General features: G+C 59.9%; 16 protein-coding genes. All 16 read left to right on the top strand.

The window, feature by feature from the left end:
* The 16 genes from CWI75_RS14455 (at position 1) to CWI75_RS14380 (ending at position 16,730) form a co-directional block, all read left to right on the top strand.
* Entirely contained in the window at positions 1–507 is a 507-nt protein-coding gene (locus CWI75_RS14455) for an Lrp/AsnC family transcriptional regulator (RefSeq protein WP_101522230.1), read from the top strand.
* A complete protein-coding gene (locus CWI75_RS14450) occupies positions 494–961 on the top strand; it encodes an Lrp/AsnC family transcriptional regulator (protein WP_101522229.1) in 468 nt (155 codons plus the stop codon). The genes CWI75_RS14455 and CWI75_RS14450 overlap by 14 nt, the downstream gene beginning before the upstream one ends.
* Before the next feature lie 15 nt (positions 962–976).
* Positions 977–1,849: a CoA transferase subunit A gene (locus tag CWI75_RS14445; RefSeq protein WP_101522228.1), complete on the top strand. Its 873-nt coding sequence runs from the start codon at positions 977–979 to the stop codon at positions 1,847–1,849.
* 23 nt (positions 1,850–1,872) lie between these two features.
* Positions 1,873–2,676, top strand: coding sequence for a CoA-transferase subunit beta (locus CWI75_RS14440; protein WP_101522227.1), 804 nt, complete (start codon positions 1,873–1,875; stop codon positions 2,674–2,676).
* Between the two features lie 10 nt (positions 2,677–2,686).
* Positions 2,687–3,760: an NAD(P)H-dependent flavin oxidoreductase gene (locus CWI75_RS14435; protein ID WP_101522226.1), complete on the top strand. Its 1,074-nt coding sequence runs from the start codon at positions 2,687–2,689 to the stop codon at positions 3,758–3,760.
* Between the two features lie 13 nt (positions 3,761–3,773).
* Entirely contained in the window at positions 3,774–4,538 is a 765-nt protein-coding gene (locus tag CWI75_RS14430; RefSeq protein ID WP_101522225.1) for an enoyl-CoA hydratase family protein, read from the top strand.
* A 3-nt stretch (positions 4,539–4,541) separates the two neighbouring features.
* The gene (locus CWI75_RS14425) at positions 4,542–5,705 is read left to right on the top strand and encodes an acyl-CoA dehydrogenase family protein (RefSeq protein ID WP_101522224.1); all 1,164 of its coding nucleotides are present in this window, start codon (positions 4,542–4,544) and stop codon (positions 5,703–5,705) included.
* Positions 5,706–5,707: 2 nt separating this feature from the next.
* On the top strand, positions 5,708–6,754 hold the full coding sequence (locus CWI75_RS14420; protein WP_101522223.1) for an acyl-CoA dehydrogenase family protein: 1,047 nt from the start codon (positions 5,708–5,710) through the stop codon (positions 6,752–6,754).
* A 20-nt stretch (positions 6,755–6,774) separates the two neighbouring features.
* Positions 6,775–7,923 carry an acetyl-CoA C-acetyltransferase gene (locus tag CWI75_RS14415; RefSeq protein ID WP_101522222.1) on the top strand — a complete coding sequence of 383 codons (1,149 nt, stop codon included), beginning with the start codon at positions 6,775–6,777 and terminating at the stop codon, positions 7,921–7,923.
* A gap of 1 nt (position 7,924) precedes the next feature.
* The gene (locus tag CWI75_RS14410) at positions 7,925–8,812 is read left to right on the top strand and encodes an SDR family oxidoreductase (protein WP_101522221.1); all 888 of its coding nucleotides are present in this window, start codon (positions 7,925–7,927) and stop codon (positions 8,810–8,812) included.
* 10 nt (positions 8,813–8,822) lie between these two features.
* Positions 8,823–9,989: an acyl-CoA dehydrogenase family protein gene (locus tag CWI75_RS14405; RefSeq protein ID WP_101522220.1), complete on the top strand. Its 1,167-nt coding sequence runs from the start codon at positions 8,823–8,825 to the stop codon at positions 9,987–9,989.
* Positions 9,986–11,176 (top strand): acyl-CoA dehydrogenase family protein, encoded by a 1,191-nt coding sequence (locus CWI75_RS14400; protein ID WP_101522219.1) that lies wholly within the window; start codon positions 9,986–9,988, stop codon positions 11,174–11,176. The genes CWI75_RS14405 and CWI75_RS14400 overlap by 4 nt, the downstream gene beginning before the upstream one ends.
* Before the next feature lie 14 nt (positions 11,177–11,190).
* Positions 11,191–11,982, top strand: a complete 792-nt coding sequence (locus tag CWI75_RS14395) for an SDR family oxidoreductase (RefSeq protein WP_101522218.1) — start codon at positions 11,191–11,193, stop codon at positions 11,980–11,982.
* 41 nt (positions 11,983–12,023) lie between these two features.
* A complete protein-coding gene (locus CWI75_RS14390) occupies positions 12,024–13,226 on the top strand; it encodes an acetyl-CoA C-acyltransferase (protein ID WP_101522217.1) in 1,203 nt (400 codons plus the stop codon).
* A 128-nt stretch (positions 13,227–13,354) separates the two neighbouring features.
* Positions 13,355–14,554 carry a sulfotransferase family protein gene (locus tag CWI75_RS14385; RefSeq protein WP_101522216.1) on the top strand — a complete coding sequence of 400 codons (1,200 nt, stop codon included), beginning with the start codon at positions 13,355–13,357 and terminating at the stop codon, positions 14,552–14,554.
* A complete protein-coding gene (locus CWI75_RS14380; RefSeq protein WP_162300097.1) occupies positions 14,541–16,730 on the top strand; it encodes a glycosyltransferase in 2,190 nt (729 codons plus the stop codon). Before CWI75_RS14385 ends, CWI75_RS14380 begins: the two co-directional genes overlap by 14 nt.
* Positions 16,731–16,770: the final 40 nt, after the last annotated feature.

Genomic DNA, 16,770 nt, shown 5'->3' with positions numbered 1-16,770 from the left:
ATGTCGCTTGCATCAATAAGCAGTCGCCAGCAGCCCGCCGCGCAGATAGAGCTGGATGAAACCGACCATCGCATTATTGCTCTGTTGCGTGGCGATGGTCGCTTGCCTTACCGCTCAATCGCCCGGGAGCTGAATCTCACCGAGGCCACGGTTCGGGCGCGGGTGCGGCGACTGGAAGAATCCCGAACCATGCGCGTGGTCGCGGTGACGGATATCGAAGCGGCCGGCTATGGTATGTTGCTGGCGATTGGTGTCCAGGTTGAAGATCGTTCGCCAGAGGAGGTCGGCCGGGACATGGCGGCCATTCCCGAGGTGTTTTCGGTGAATATTGTCGTCGGTACCCAGGATCTGGAAATCCTGATGGTGGCCGAAGACCAGGCGGCGTTGCAGGGATTGTTGCACGAGAAACTGGCTACCATGGCCGGGGTGCGCCGTTTGACCCCGGCGCTGGCAGTCAATGTACTGAAGAACCAGCCGGATTGGGTGCCCTTTCATGACCCGGCGTAGCCTGGATGAGATTGACCGGCAGATTGTTGCGCAGCTGTCCACGGACGCGCGCACCAGTAATCGCCAGATCGCCAGCGACCTGGGTGTCACCGAAGGTACGGTGCGCGCCCGGATCAAGCGCATGGAAGAGGAAAAACAGATACGGATCACCGCGGTCACCAATATTGATCGCTTTCGTAACGGCTCCCTGGCCTATATCTGGATCGAAGTGGAGCGCAGCTACCAGGTGCGCGAAGTGGCCAGTGAGCTCGCCCGGATCACGGAACTGGGTTTTGTCGGCGAAATGCTGGGTCGCTCGGACATTCTCGCGATTACCATGGTGCGTAGTAACGAGCACCTGGCGGAATTTGTCCACCAGCGCATCAGTGGGCTCCCGGGAGTGCGGCGCACGGAAAGCACCCTCGGGGTGAACTTTGTCAAACACGATTACCGCATGGCGCGGATCGTCAGTTAAAGAAGGGTAGAGCAAATGGATAAACGCATGAGTGCCCGCGAAGCGGTGGCACAGATCGAAGACGGCATGACCGTGGGCATCGGTGGCTGGGGGCCGCGCCGCAAGCCAATGGCGCTGGTTCGCGAAATCCTGCGCTCGGATCTCAAGGATCTTACCGTGGTCTCTTACGGTGGTGCCGATGTGGGCATGCTGTGCGCGGCGGGGAAGGTCAAAAAACTGGTGTTCGCCTTCGTGTCGCTGGATTTCATTCCCCTGGAACCCTATTTCCGCCAGGCGCGCCAGAGCGGTGCCATTGAAGTGATGGAAATCGATGAGGGCATGCTGTTGCTGGGCTTGCGTGCGGCGGCCTGGAGCCTGCCGTTCATGCCTACCGAGGTAGGGTTGGGTACGGACGTGCTGACCCATAACCCGCAGATAAAGATCATCGACAGCCCCTATGATGACAAGGAATGGGTGGCAATGCCGGCATTGCCACTGGATGTCTCGCTGATCCATGTGGATCGCGCCGACTTCCGCGGCGTCTGCCAGATCGCCGGTCCCGATCACTACATGGATGACTGGTTTGCACGCGCCGCGAACAACACGATTGTGTCCTGCGATGAACTGGTCGACACCGACTTCTTTCACGACCCGGCACGTGCCCGTGAAGTGTTCTGGGAACGCTCCGCGACCAGCGCGATTGTGGAAGCTCCGGGTGGTGCCCACCCCAGTTCCTGCAGCCCCCGTTACGGCTTTGATGTGGCGCACTTCAAGGCCTATGCGGCATCGGCGAAAGACGGTGGCATCAATGCCTACATGGAGCAGTATCTTGGCGCCGATGAGGCCGAGTACCAGCGCAACGTCGGCGGCCTGGAGGCCATCACGTCTCTGGCACTACCCACTTACTGATTGGCCCGGGAGAGCAACAGATCATGTCCAATGCAGCAACCGAATATACCCTGGCGGAATTGTGTATCGTCGCATCCGCCGAAGCTTTTCGTTACGACGGCGAGGTGCTCGCCACCGGTATCGGGGTAATACCGCGACTGGCCGCCAGCCTGGCCATGAAGACTTTCAACCCGGATCTGATGATGACGGATTCCGAGTCTTTCCTGCTCAGTGAACCCAATCCGCTGGGTGAGCGTCCCGCTGATTTCCAGCCGGCGACTGAAACCTGGATGGGTTTTTCACGGATTTTTGACAACGTCTGGAGTGGCAAGCGCCACGCCATGCTGGGCCCGACCCAGATCGACCGTTTCGGCCAGTCAAATACGTCGGCACTGGGCGGAACCTACGCCCAGCCCAAGGTGATGATGCTGGGTGCCCGCGGCTTTCCCGGCAATTCCATTTCCCATCCCAACAGTTTTTTTGTGCCGGGCCACAACGACCGCGTTTTCCTGGCGGGCGAATGTGATTACGTCTCCTCAGTGGGTTATAACCCGGCCCGTCTGCCGAAAGGGCATGCGCTGGATGATATTGATATTCGCCGGGTGATTACTGACCTTTGCGTGATGGACTTCGGCGGCCCGGAACACCAGCTCCGCTTGTTGTCGCTGCATCCGGGAGTCACCGCGGAACAGGTGCAAGAGAATACCGGCTTTGCCCTGTGTATTGGCGACTCGGTCCCCACCACGCCCGCGCCAACCGTGGAACAGCTGGCGATCATCGCCGCGCTTGACCCACACAATCAGCGCGCTTCGCAGATTGCGGGTAACCCGCCCGGTAAACGCTCCTGAGGAACATGCAATGCTCAGTACACGATTGACAACCCTGCTCGGCTGCCGCTATCCCATCGTGCAAACCGCGATGGGCTGGGTAGCTGACCCGAACCTGGTGGCCGGCAGCTGCAACGCCGGTGGCTTTGGTTTTCTGGCGGGGGCCACGATTCCACCGGCGGAAATGGAGCGCGATATTCTGCGCGTCAAGGAGCTGACCGATCAGCCCTTTGGTGTCAATTTCCATATGTATCAGCCCAATGCGGCCGATATTGTCGATATGGTTATCCGCCACGGTGTCAGGGCAGTGAGTTATTCCCGTTCCCCCGGGCCCGAGTTCATCGCCAGGCTCAAGGATGCGGGTGTGGTTTGCATGCCCACGGTCGGGCTGCCCAAACATGCCATCAAGGCGGTGGAGCTGGGTGCGGATGCAGTGACCGTCCAGGGGGGCGAGGGCGGCGGCCACACGGGCGCAATACCCACAACCCTGCTCATTCCCCAGGTAATCGATGCGGTGGGTGAGCAGGTGCCGGTGGTTGCGGCCGGGGGTTTCAAGGATGGTCGCGGACTGGTTGCGGCACTGGCCTGGGGCGCCGATGGCATCGCCATGGGCACCCGTTTCCTGCTGACCCGGGAGTCCCCGGTTCCCGATGCTACGCTGCAGCGCTACCTGGATTGCAACAATCCCGCCGACATCATTGTTTCCCGGGCCATGGATGGTTTGCCCCAGCGCATGATCATGAACGAGCTGCTGAGTGAGATGGAACGCGCCAGTACGCTACGCAAGCTGCTGATCGCCATACGCAATGGCCTGGCCTTCCGCCAGTATACCGGTGCCAGCCTGTTGGGCCTGCTGAAATCCGCCATTGCCATGACTCGCAGTGACGACACCACGGCTGCCCAGGCGATCATGTCCGCCAATGCGCCGATGATCATCCAGAAAGCGATGGTCGACGGCCAGCCTTCGCAGGGTGTCTTGCCCAGTGGCCAGGTGGCAGGGGTGATCGACTCGCTGCTGACTTGCGAGGAGCTGATCCAGAGCATCGTCACTGAAGCTGAACTTCGCCTCACTGCGCTTGCGCAGCGAGTCAACGCCACAGTCTGAACAGGTCCTGCCCATGTCCCAGCCATTTGTAACGACAGTTAATAACGGCATTGCCGAAATGATCCTGGATAAGCCGCCGGTCAATGCCTTCAATACCGCCGGTTGGTACGCCATTGCCGGTGAGATTGATGCCCTGGGTATCAATCCCGAGGTACGGGTGATCATTATTGCCGCTGCCGGCAAGGGTTTTTGCGCCGGTGTCGATATCAAGGAGCTGGCGGCGGAGCCCAATCGTATTGTCGGGGTAAACAAGGGTAATTATGAAACCTTTCGCGCCATCCACCTTAACCCGAAACCGGTAATCATTGCGTTGCACGGCTTCGTGCTTGGCGGCGGCATTGGCATGGCGGGTGCTGCGGATATCCTGGTGGCGTCCGATTGTGCCCGTTTCGGGGTGCCTGAAATCGATCGCGGCGCGATGGGCGGCGGCGCCCACCTGCAACGGATGTTTCCGGTGCAGAAAGTGCGTTACATGTACTTTACCGGTGAATTTATCGACGCGGCCGAGGCTTATCGGCTGGGCGCGGTCGAAAAAGTGGTTCCCAGGGATGAGCTCCTGCCCACAGCCCGTGACATCGCCGCGAAGATTGCGGAAAAGTCACCGGCCATGGTGAAGCTGGCCAAGGAGGCTCTCAACGGTATCGAGGATGGCAACCTGGAAGACAAGTACCGCTGGGAGCAGGGTTTTACCCTGGAAGCCTACACCATGGATGATTCCCAGGAGTCACGCGATGCCTTTGTGCAAAAACGTGATGTCACTTTCCGAGAGCAGGATTAGGCAATGAATCTGCAATATACCGCGCAACAACAGGCATTTCGTCTGGAGGTGCGAGAGTGGCTCGCGGGCCATGTGCCGGCACAACCACTGGCGTCTTTTGATACTGCCGAGGGTTTCCAGCAGCACCGCGATTGGGAGGTGATTCTCAACCAGGGCCGCTGGGGCATGGTGACCTGGCCCGAAGCTCTCGGCGGACGCGGCTGCGACCTGATCGAATGGCTGATTTTCGAGGAGGAATACTACCGCGCACGAGCACCACAGCGGGTTAACCAGAATGGTATTTTCCTGCTCGGCCCCACACTCATGGAGTATGGCACCGAAGAGCAGAGGGCACGCTTTCTCCCGGCCATGGCCGAGGGTCGCGATATCTGGGCCCAGGGCTGGTCGGAACCCAACGCCGGTTCCGATATGGCGGCCATTCGTTCCCGCGCCGACCATCAGGGCGATAAATACATTATCAATGGCCAGAAAACCTGGTCTACCCGGGCTGTGTGGGCAGACTGGTTGTTTGGCATGTTTCGCACCGACCCCGAGTCCGAGCGTCACCGGGGCCTGACTTTCATCCTGGTGCCGCTGAACAGCCCGGGCATTACTGTGCGGCCCATTCCGCAACTGGATGGGCTACCCGGTTTTGCTGAAATCTTCTTTGATAATGTCGAGGTAGATGTCAGCAACCGCCTTGGTGATGAAGGGGCAGGCTGGGCCGTGGCGATGGCGACCGCCGGTTTCGAGCGAGGCCTGATGCTGCGCTCGCCGGCACGATTCCAGGAGACGGCGCGCCGGCTGATAGAGCTGTACCGGGCCAATGAGACTACTGCGAGCGCTGATCCGGCAGTGAAAGAGGCCGTTATCCGCGCCTACCTGGATGCGGAGAGCTATTGCCTGAGCACCTACCAAACCGCCTGTCGGCTCACCCAGGGCGGCAAGATCGGCGCTGAATCCTCCACCAACAAGATCTTCTGGTCCGAGCTGGACCAGAACATGCACGCCACCGCCATGAGCATTCTTGGCGCCCGTGCTGAACTGTTGCCCCACGCGCCGGCGGCGCAGGGTGTGGGCAGCTGGCTGGACGGATTCCTGTTTTCCCAGTCCGGGCCCATTTATGCCGGCACCAATGAAATCCAGCGCAACATCATCGCCGAGCGAATGCTGGGTATGCCGAGGTAATCATGGATTTTACATTTAACGAAGACCAGCTGTTGTTCCAGGAGTCGGTGCGCGAGTTCCTGGGCAATGAAATCACCCCCGAGCGCCTGCGCGCGGCCTGGGACACGGATACCGGTCGCGATCCGGCCCTGTGGACGCAATTGGCGGAGCTGGGGCTGGCGGGCCTGACAGTGCCGGAAGAGCACGGTGGCCTGGGCATGAACGCCCTGGATTTTGTGCTGCTGGCACAAGAGTGCGGTTATGTGGCCCTGGCCGAACCACTGGTCAATCACGCCCTGGCCGGCGTGCCTTTACTGCAGGATCTGGGTGGCGCCCTGGCCGAGGCCTGGCTACCGAAGGCGGCAACCGGTGAGGCACGTATTATCGCCGCGCTGGAGCAGAACCTGTTGGTGGAAGATGCCCATGTGGCAGACCTGCTGTTACTGGAGCGGGCAGGGCAGTGGTATGCGCTGACCCAGGGCGAATTCAGCCTCCAGCACAATGCCTCTGTCGATCCCTCCCGGCGTTTGTTCACGGTGACAGTGAACGACGCCGTACAGCCCGTTGCCAGCGGTGACCAGGCCCGGCGCCTGCGGCTTGCCACCCTGAATCGCGGTGCCCTTGGCTGCGCCGCGCAGGCACTGGGCCTGGCCCAGCGCATGGTAGACATGTCCGTGCTTTATACCAGCGACCGTCAGCAGTTCGGCAAGCCCATTGGTTCCTTCCAGGCAGTAAAACATCACCTGGCCAATGTTGCGGTGCGTCTCGAGTACGCGAAGGCGCCGGTTCACCGTGCGGCTTATGCGGTGGCAGAGGATGCCGCCGGCGCCGGCCAGGCTGTATCCCAGGCCAAGCTGATGGCCTGCGAGGCTGCCGGCCTGGCGGCAAAGAATAGCATCCAGGTGCATGGCGCCATGGGCTATACCTGGGAAGTCGACCTGCACATCTTTATGAAAAAAGCCTGGGCCCTGGCCAATACCTGGGGCGATGCCGGCTTTCACAAGCAGCAGGTAGCCGGGCATATTTTTGCCGACGATGCCGTGCTGGGCGCCGGCGCCACCTTTCAATAGATCAAATGAGGAATTCCACAATGGCACATGCCTATATTGTTGATGCAGTGCGCAGCCCCACCGGCAAACGCAAGGGTGGCTTGGCGGATGTACACGGCGCCGACCTGGGCGCCCATGTGCTCCAGACCCTGGTAGCGCGCAACGGTATACCCGACAACGAGTATGACGACGTGATCTTCGGTTGCGTCGACACCATCGGTCCCCTGGCGGGAGACATTGCCCGCACAGCCTGGCTGGCGGCCGGGCTTTCCGATGAAGTGCCCGGTACCACAGTGGATCGCCAGTGCGGTTCCTCACAGCAGGCGGTGCATTTTGCCGCGCAGGCAATCATGGCGGGGGTGAATGATGTCGTCATCGCCGGCGGTGTCCAGACCATGACCCAGATCCCCATTTCCTCCGCCATGCTGGCGGCGCAGCCCATGGGTTTTTCCGATCCATTCTCCGGTAGTGAAGGGTGGGTGAAGCGCTACGGCAATGTGCCGGTCTCGCAGTTCAATTCCGCGCAGATGATCGCCGACAAATGGGGCCTGTCTCGCGAGCAGATGGAAGCTTTTGCACTGGAATCCCACAACCGCGCACTTGCCGCGATCGCGCAGGGCCGATTCGACCGCGAGATCGCGCCGCTCAATGGCGTGGCTATGGACGAGACCCCGCGCCAGACCACCATGGCAAAAATGAGCGAGTTACAGGTTCTGCAGGAAGGCGGCAGCATTACAGCCGCGGTTTCCAGCCAGACCTGTGATGCATCCTCTGCGATGCTTATCGTGTCGGAAGCGGCACTGAAGCGCTACAACCTGACGCCCAGGGCGCGTATCGCGCACATGAGTGTGCGTGCCGCGGACCCGATCTGGATGTTGACCGCCCCAATTCCGGCTACGGCCTATGCCCTCAAGCGGGCGGGAATGTCACTGGCCGATATCGACCTGGTTGAAATCAACGAGGCCTTTGCGTCGGTGCCCATGGCCTGGCTTGCGGAAACCGGGTACGACCACGCCAGAACCAATGTTAACGGTGGCGCCATCGCACTGGGGCATCCACTGGGTGCCACCGGCACCAAACTGATGACCACGCTGTTGCACGAACTCGAGCGTACAGGCGGTCGCTATGGCCTGCAGACCATGTGCGAAGGCGGGGGCCAGGCCAACGTGACAATTATTGAGAGGTTGTAACATGAGCGGAATTTGTGAAGGACGTGTTGTCATCATCACTGGCGCCGGTGGCGGTCTCGGTGCCGCCCATGCACGGGTTCTGGCCAGCGAAGGCGCCAGGGTGGTGGTCAATGATATCAATGAGGCGGCCGCGCAGGCAGTGGTGGACGAGATTCAGGCTGCCGGTGGCGAAGCGGTGGTTAACACCTCCAATATTACTGACTACGATGACAGCCTGAATGCGGTCAGGCAGGCCCTCGACAGTTTTGGTGACCTGCACGCGGTAGTAAACAACGCGGGCATCAATCGCGATCGCATGTTCGCTTCAATGACCGAAGCGGACTGGGATGCGGTGATGGCGGTACACCTGAAGGGCCATTTTTGCATCAGTTCCCACGCGGTGCATTACTGGCGCGGCCAGTCCAAGGAAGGTAAGCCTGTGGATGCGCGCATCATCAACACCACGTCTGGTGCGGGCTTGCAGGGCTCGATCGGCCAGTCCAATTACGCCGCTGCCAAAGCCGGTATCATCGCACTCACCCTGAATCAGGCGGCTGAGCTGGGGCGCTATGGGATTACCGCCAATGCGGTGGCACCCGCTGCCCGCACCGGTATGACCACCGCAGTGGAATCCATGGCTACGCGTATGGCCAAGCCCGAAGATGACAGTTTTGATTACTGGGCGCCGGAGAATGTATCGTCCCTGGTGGCCTACCTGGTGTCGGCCCAGTCCGCCGCGATCACCGGCCGGGTATTTGAGGCCGAGGGTGGGAAAATCTCCATTGCCGATGGCTGGCGCTCGACCAAGCCCGTGGACAAGGGCGCACGCTGGGAGCCCGCGGAAGTGGCCGGGGTTGTAGCGCAGTTACTCGAGTACGAAGTTCCCGCGCAAAAAGTCTACGGCAGCTGAGGCACTGGCCATGGAATTCCGCTTTACTGAAGAACAAGAGATGATCCGTGACACTGCGCAGGCCTTTCTTGCGGAAGTGTCCACGCCTGCCGCGGTGCGCGGTGCCATGGTCACCGAGCGTGGTTATGACGAGGCGCTGTGGAAGCGTATCAGCGAAGACATGATGTGGCCGGCGCTGCATATCCCGGAGGAATATGGGGGTATGGGCCTGGGTTATGTAGAACTTGCAGCGATGCAGGAACAGATGGGCCGCTATCTGCTCTGTTCACCGTTTCTGGCGACTGTCGGATTTGCAGTCAATACCCTGTTGGTGGCCGGTAGTGAATCACAGAAGCAGCGCTATCTACCGGAAGTTGTGGCGGGTAAAACAGCGACCCTGGCGTTCATGGGGCCGGGCAGCGAGTGTGATGCCGACGCCGTTCAGGCCACGTTCACCACGGAGGAACAGGGTTACTGCCTCAATGGTGAATACCGCTATGTGACCGACGGCCACAGCGCTGAACTGCTGCTGGTTGCCGCGCGTGCGCCCGGGACTTCCGGCGAGGCCGGCATCAGCCTGTTCGTGTTGCCGGCAGAAACAGAGGGTGTGCGGCGGGAGTGGCTGCCGACCATGGACCAGACCCGCAAGCAGGCCGCACTGTTTTTTGACAACGTGCGCCTGGATGCATCCGCCTTGCTGGGCGAGGAAGCTAATGCCTGGCCTGCCCTGGCCAAAGTGCTGGACCTGGCGACGATTGCGGTTGCCGCCGAGCAGGTAGGGGTTGCCCAGCAGGCACTGGACTCCTCCGTGGCCTATACCTCTGAACGTGTGCAATTCGGCCGTACCATTGCATCGTATCAGGCGATCAAGCACAAGGCGGCGGACATGATGCTTCGCGCAGAGGCCGCCCGTTCGGCACTGTATTATGCCGCCTGCATCGCTGACGAAGCGCTGGCGGGAAACCCCCGGGGCGCAGAGCTGGCCGAGGCCGCCAGTATCGCCAAGGCCTACTGCTCGGACGCCGCTTTTTTCAATGCCGGTTGCGGTATCCAGTTGCACGGTGGTGTCGGTATTACGGCCGAGTACGATATCCAGCTGTATTTCAAGCGCGCCAAGTCTACCGAAACCCTGCTGGGCAATGCCGCCTGGCACCGGGACCGGCTGGCGCGGCAGTTGCTTGATGGAGAATCCGTATGAAACTGAGTTTCAACGCGCAGGACGAGGCATTCCGCGATGAGGTCGCCGACTGGCTGGCGAACCATCTCTGTGGTGAGTTTGAGGCTATCCGGGGTCGTGGCGGCCCCGGTGACGAGCACAGCTTTGTCGAGGAGCGAAAAGCCTGGGAGCAGGAACTGGCCTCGGGTGGCTGGACCGGGCTCGGCTGGCCCACGGCATTCGGTGGTCGCGGCGCAAGCATTGAGCAACAGGTTATTTTCAACGAGGAATATGCCCGCGCCGGTGGGCCGGGACGCATGGGTCATATTGGCGAGACCCTGATGGGACCGACCCTGATCGCCTTCGGCACCGACCTCCAGCGCGAGCACTACCTGCCCGGCATTCGCGCCGGCAAACAATTCTGGTGCCAGGGCTATTCCGAACCCGCTGCCGGATCCGATTTGGCCAACGTCAAGACCCGGGCCCGCTTTGATGAGACTTCTCAGCAGTGGTACATCAGCGGCCAGAAAGTGTGGACCTCCCTGGCCCACGAATCAGAATATTGCTTTGTGATTGCTCGCACCGATCCGACTTCCGTCGGCCACAAGGGTCTGGGGGTTTTCCTGGTCGCGATGGCCCAGCCCGGCGTTACGGTTCGGCCTATCGAGCAACTCACCGGCACCAGCGAATTCAATGAAGTTTTTTTCGACGATGCGGTCTGTAGCGCGGATGACATTGTCGGCGAGCCGGGCGACGGCTGGAAAGTGGGAATGGGGCTGCTCGGCTTTGAGCGGGGCGTATCTACCCTGGGGCAGCAGATGCTGTTCCAGAACGAGCTTGATGAAATTATCCGGATTGCCCGCGCCAACGGTGCCGCTCGGAATCCGGCCCTGCGCCAGCGTATCGCCGAAGCACATATCGGCCTGCGCATCATGCGTTTTAACAGCATGCGCATGCTCTCCGGTGGCGGCGACGACGGTAGCCTGCAGAAGGAGGCGATGATCTACAAGCTCTATTGGGCAACCTGGCACCGCAACCTTGGCAAGCTGGCCATGGACGTGCTGGGGGCAGAGAGCGAAATCATCAGCGCCGCGCCCTATGAACTGAACCGGCTGCAATCGCTGTACCTGTTTACCCGCGCCGATACGATTTATGGCGGCACCAACCAGATCCAGCGCAACATTATCGCCGAGCGGGCACTGGGAATGCCCAGAGAGCCGCGCGGTTAACAGGAGATATAAAGATGGCCCTGAAAGAACCACCACCCTATGTCGGCGGACACAATCTGCTGGCGGGCAAGTCCGTACTCATTACCGCTGCCGCGGGTGCCGGTATCGGTTTTGCCGCGGCGACCCGAGCGGCGGAAGAGGGCGCCCGGGCAGTAATGATCAGCGATATTCACGAAGGCCGCCTTGGCAAGGCGGTGGCACAACTCAAGGCAGACACCGGCCTTGACGCGATATACGGCAAGCTGGCGAATGTCACTGTTGAAGAGGAGGTGCAGGCGCTGATTGATCATGCGGAGGAGCAGATGTCGGGTGTTGATATCCTCATCAACAATGCCGGCCTCGGGGGCACCCGTTTGCTGGTGGAGATGCCCGATGACGAATGGTCCCGGGTACTCGATATTACCCTCACCGGCACCATGCGCATGACCCGCGCCATGCTCCGGAAAATGCAGCCAAGGGGCGCCGGCGTCATTGTCAATAATGCCTCGGTACTGGGCTGGCGCGCGCAAAAGGAGCAATCCCACTACGCTGCTGCCAAGGCGGGTGTGATGGCATTGACCCGTTGTTCTGCGCTTGAGGCGGCCGATCATGGCGTGCGTATCAATGCGGTGTCGCCCTCTATTGCTTTTCACGAGTTTTTGAAGAAAACCACGCCGATGGAGCTGTTGGAAGAATTGGCGGCGAAGGAAGCCTTCGGGCGCGCCGCGGAAGTATGGGAGGTTGCCAACGTTATGATGTTCCTGGCGTCGGATTACTCGGGGTATATGACCGGGGAGATTGTGTCCTGCTCGAGTCAGCGGGCCTGACCCTCTGTTTCGCTAAAATTAATGGTAAACAGGAGAAAGTAATGAGAGACGCGGTCATCGTCAGCACTGCAAGAACCCCTATTGGCAAGGCTTTCCGCGGCGCCTTTAATGACACCGAGGCCCCGGCAATGGGTGGGCACGTTGTGCGCGCCGCGGTGTCGCGCGCGGGTATCGACCCCGCAATGGTAGATGACGTGGTGATGGGCGCTGCCGCCCAGCAGGGTACCCAGGCCTATAACCTGGGCCGGCTCTGTGCCGTGGCCGGTGGCCTGCCCGAGACGACCGCCGGCATGACCATGGACCGCCAGTGTTCCTCCGGATTGATGACTATCGCCACGGCGGCCAAGTCCATCATCTGTAATGAATACGACGTTGCCGTGGCCGGCGGCCTTGAATCCATCTCGCTGGTCCAGAACAAGCACAAGAACAGCTACCGCAACGTATCCCAGGCAGTTCTGGAGCAGTCCCCCAAAGCCTACATACAGATGATGGAGACCGCAGAGATCGTCGCTGACCGCTATGGCATCTCCCGGGATGCCCAGGATGAATATTCCTTCCAGAGCCAGATGCGCACCGCCGCGGCCCAGGAAGCGGGCGCGTTCAATGATGAAATTGTGCCAATGAGCACTACCATGGCGGTATTCAACAAAGAGACAAAAGAGACCAGTCACCAGCAGCTTACCCTGGACAAGGATGAAGGTAATCGGCCCGGCACCACCCTGGAAGGCCTGCAATCCTTGCAGCCCGTATTCAAGGACGGCCAGTTTGTGAAAGAGGGGCGTTTTATTACCGCGGGCAACGCCTCGCAGCTGTCTGATGGCGCCTCCGCCTGTGTGCTCATGGATGGCAAGCTTGCCAGCCAGCGGGGCCTGGAGCCACTGGGTATCTACCGCGGCCTGGCGGTAGCCGGTTGTGCGGCGGAGGAAATGGGCATTGGCCCGGTGTTTGCGATTCCGAAATTGCTGGCTCGCCACAGTCTCAAGATCGACGATATCGGTCTCTGGGAGCTGAACGAGGCCTTTGCCTGCCAGGTGTTGTACTGCCGCGACAAGCTGGGTATTGATAACGACCGGCTCAACGTTAACGGTGGCGCGATTGCCATCGGTCATCCCTTTGGCATGAGTGGTGCCCGCATGGTGGGCCACGCGCTGATTGAAGGCCGTCGCCGCGGGGTGAAATATGTGGTTATTACCATGTGTATTGGCGGTGGTATGGGTGCTGCGGGGTTGTTTGAGGTTGCCTGAGGGTCGCGACGGAGGGAAACGGCAAGTTATCCACCCGTAAACAGTCCTTTTTGATCCATGGTTGGCTACAATAACGGTTTGTGGATTGCCCGTTGCCATGACATCGGGCTGACTATCGGACCCAGTGAATGGCCCTGCCTGATCAACACGACCTGCTCTTCATTGTCGGCATGCATCGCTCCGGCACGTCGGCGCTGTGCGCGGCGCTGCAAGCCTGTGGCGCCAGCTTTGGCGATAATTTGCTGGCGCCAATGGCGGGTGTTAATGAAGAGGGTTTCTGGGAAGATGCCGAGGTCGTGGCCCTTAACGAAGCACTTCTCGCCTCCGTAGGGAGCAGTTGGTACGCACCCGGTGAAAAAGCTGTGTCCGGAGACTGGCCAGTCGCCGCTATCGAACGGTTTGCCGAGCAGGCGGCGGTCGTATTACAGCGTGGTTTCGGAGATGGGGGGGTGCAGGTGGTCAAAGACCCCCGTTTTTGCCTGACCCTGCCGCTATGGCTTGATGTGTGCGCAACGCACGGGATCACGCCGCGAGTCTGCACAGCTTTCCGGCCTCCGCTGGAGGTGGCACAGTCACTGTCTCGGCGCGACGGCTTCCCTCTCGGATATGGTTTGCGCCTGGATCTCGCTTATCGACAGGCGTTGGCAAGCGGGCTTCCATCCGCCGAGCTTCAGGTGTCATATGCCGACCTGGCAACCGCGCCTGTGCCGGTGATGCAGCGTTTGGCGGAAAGCGTGCCGCTGGTGATTAACCATGCGGCACTGGCGACCGCCGTACGCAATGATCTGCGTCATCATGACAGTGCCGGAGACACGCGCGGCTTGCTTGCCACGGCAGTGATTGCTCCCGAGTCACTGCCAGACCTCGAAGCCGAAATAGAAACACAATATTCCTCCACGACGCTGCTCTCAGAACTGGCCGTGGTGTTTGTGGCACGGGGCAGCAAACTCACCGAACTCGGTGAAGCCCATAGCGGCGCATTGGCAATCATCGCCGAGCGTGATGCCCAGATTGTGGAGTTTGACAGGCGCCTGCTTGAAGCCGGTGCGGCGCACGATCTGGCGTTGGAGACCATAGCGTTACGTGACGGCCAGATCATGGAATTTGATCGACGTCTTGCTGCAATAGGGTCAGAGCACAGCGAGGCGCTTGAGGTAATTGCCAGGCGGGATCGCGAAATAATCGAGTTTGATCACCGTTTAACGGACATCGTTGCCCGCAAGGATGCCCAAATCACACAGCTCGAACAACACCTGGAGGACATTTACAAACTCCCCCTTATTGGCCCGATACTGCGCCGGCTCCGGAGTATTCATGCGCAACGTTGATGTCATCATTCCGGTCTATAACGGCCTGGAGGAAACCCGTCGCTGTATCGAGACGGCACTGGCAACGGTGGATAGTGCCTGGGCCAGGCTTGTGGTGATCAACGATGCCTCGCCAGATCCGCACATTACGACCTTGTTGCGAAATTATGCTGCTGATAACCCTCAGCTGGTGCTGCTGGAGAACGAACACAACCTCGGTTTTGTCGCTACCGCCAATCGCGGCCTGCGCTATGACTCCAACAATGATGCGGTATTGTTGAACAGTGACGTCGAGGTCGCCAACGACTGGCTGTTCCGGCTACGGGAGGCTGCCTACCATCACCAGAGAGTGGCCAGCCTTACACCCTTCGCCAACAACGCCACCATTTGCAGCTTTCCCGATTTCTGCAAAGACAATAATTTGCTGTTTGACCTGGATGTGGCACAACTGGACAGCCACTTCGCGACCCATTTTTCAGTAGAGGATGTGTTTTCCATACCGACCGGTATCGGATGCTGTATGTACCTGCGCCGGGATTGCCTCGATGACATCGGTTATTTTGACGAAGATACTTTCGGTCGCGGTTACGGGGAGGAAAATGACTGGTGCCAGCGTGCGGAACAGGCGGGCTGGCGTAACCTTCATCTGGGCAACTGTTTTGTCTATCACAAAGGCGGCGTCAGCTTTGCGCAGGAGCAGACCCCGCGGGTGGCCAGGGCAATGGAATTGCTCGACCAGCGCTACCCACATTATCACGCCACCATCGGGTCATTTGTTGTCCAGGACCCCGCACGGGAGGTCCGGATACCCGTATTGCTGGGCTTGTTTGCAGCCCAACATCGGCCCAAGGTGTTGTTCATATCGCACAAGCTGGGTGGTGGCGTACAGGAACACCTGAATGAGCTGGCCAAACTTTATGCCGCTGACGCCCTGTTTCTGCAGTTGGTCCCCGAGCAGGATGGGCAATCGGTAACGCTCGGTATATTCGATCAGGGTAGACGGCTGAGAGATGGACTGTATTTTGACGTCGACAGCGAGTTTGACAAGCTGGTTGCGCTATTGCGGGAGCTGGGTGTTGGTCATGTACACTTTCATCACACATTGGGGCTGCACCCGCGGATATGGGCGGTCGCGGGGGCGCTGGATTGCGATTACGACCTCACAATCCACGATTATTATCTGGTCAATGGCAACCCGACACTGACCGATGCCGAAGCCAGGTTTGTTGCCGAGAGTAGTCCGGAATTTGATCAGCGCTGCGCCGGACATTATCCTCTACCCGATGGCATTTCGGCGCAGCAATGGCGGTTAAATCAAAGGCCACTGGTCAGCAGGGCGCGGCGGGTCATCTTTCCCTCAACTGATTGCGCGCGCAGGTTTCAGCGGTACTTTACCGTGGCCCAGCCCGTTATTTGCTGGCATCCCGATTACCTGGCGGCGCAACCTTATCCGCAACCCCAGTGGCACCACGATAACTCGCGACCGCTGAGGATTCTGGTGGTGGGCGCCATCAGTCGGGAGAAAGGAGCCGACATCCTGGAAGAGGTCGCCGCCGCACTGGCCGGGTCACCTGTTGAAATGCATTTGTTGGGCTATGCTTACCGGGCCTTGGGCAAGGGCATTATCACTCATGGGCCTTACGACAGCGCACAGGCCAAAGACCTGATCAAGACAATCGCGCCCGATGTAGTATGGTTTCCGGCACTGTGGCCGGAAACATACAGTTATACCCTGAGCCTGGCGCTACGGCTGGGCCTGCCGGTTGTCGTGCCGGATATAGGCGCTTTCGTTGAGCGGGTCGCCGGCCGGGTCTTGAGTGTGGTGTGTCCCTGGGACAGGTCGGTGCGGGAATGGCAGCTGTTCTGGCAGGATGTCGCTGCCCACGGCATGGACCAGAAACCAGGCCTCGCCGCGGTTGACACCACCGATGAAATGCATGATTTCTATGCGGATGAGTATCTGCGTGGTGTAGCGGTTATCAGCGGGGTTGTCAGTGCCACTGTGATGGCCGGTCTGCGGGAGAATTTTCGTGGCGCCGGGCATGAACTCACTAGCTCGGAACGCTGGCTCGGCAGAATCTGGCGTTTCAGTCGCAGGCCTCTGGTGGCCAGGTTGGTCGCACTGGTCCCGTTCGGGCTGCAACAGGCCATAAAGCGTCGCTTCTCGGCGCGACCCATGCACGACATCGTGCGCTAATGGCAATGTCCTCTCTGCATCACCCGGTAAATCCTGCATA

It is taken from the genome of Kineobactrum sediminis (genome assembly GCF_002868715.1).
Taxonomy (GTDB): domain Bacteria; phylum Pseudomonadota; class Gammaproteobacteria; order Pseudomonadales; family Halieaceae; genus Kineobactrum; species Kineobactrum sediminis.
The sequence above is the reverse complement of the archived record's forward strand: the minus strand, read 5'-3'. Positions and strand labels throughout refer to the sequence as shown.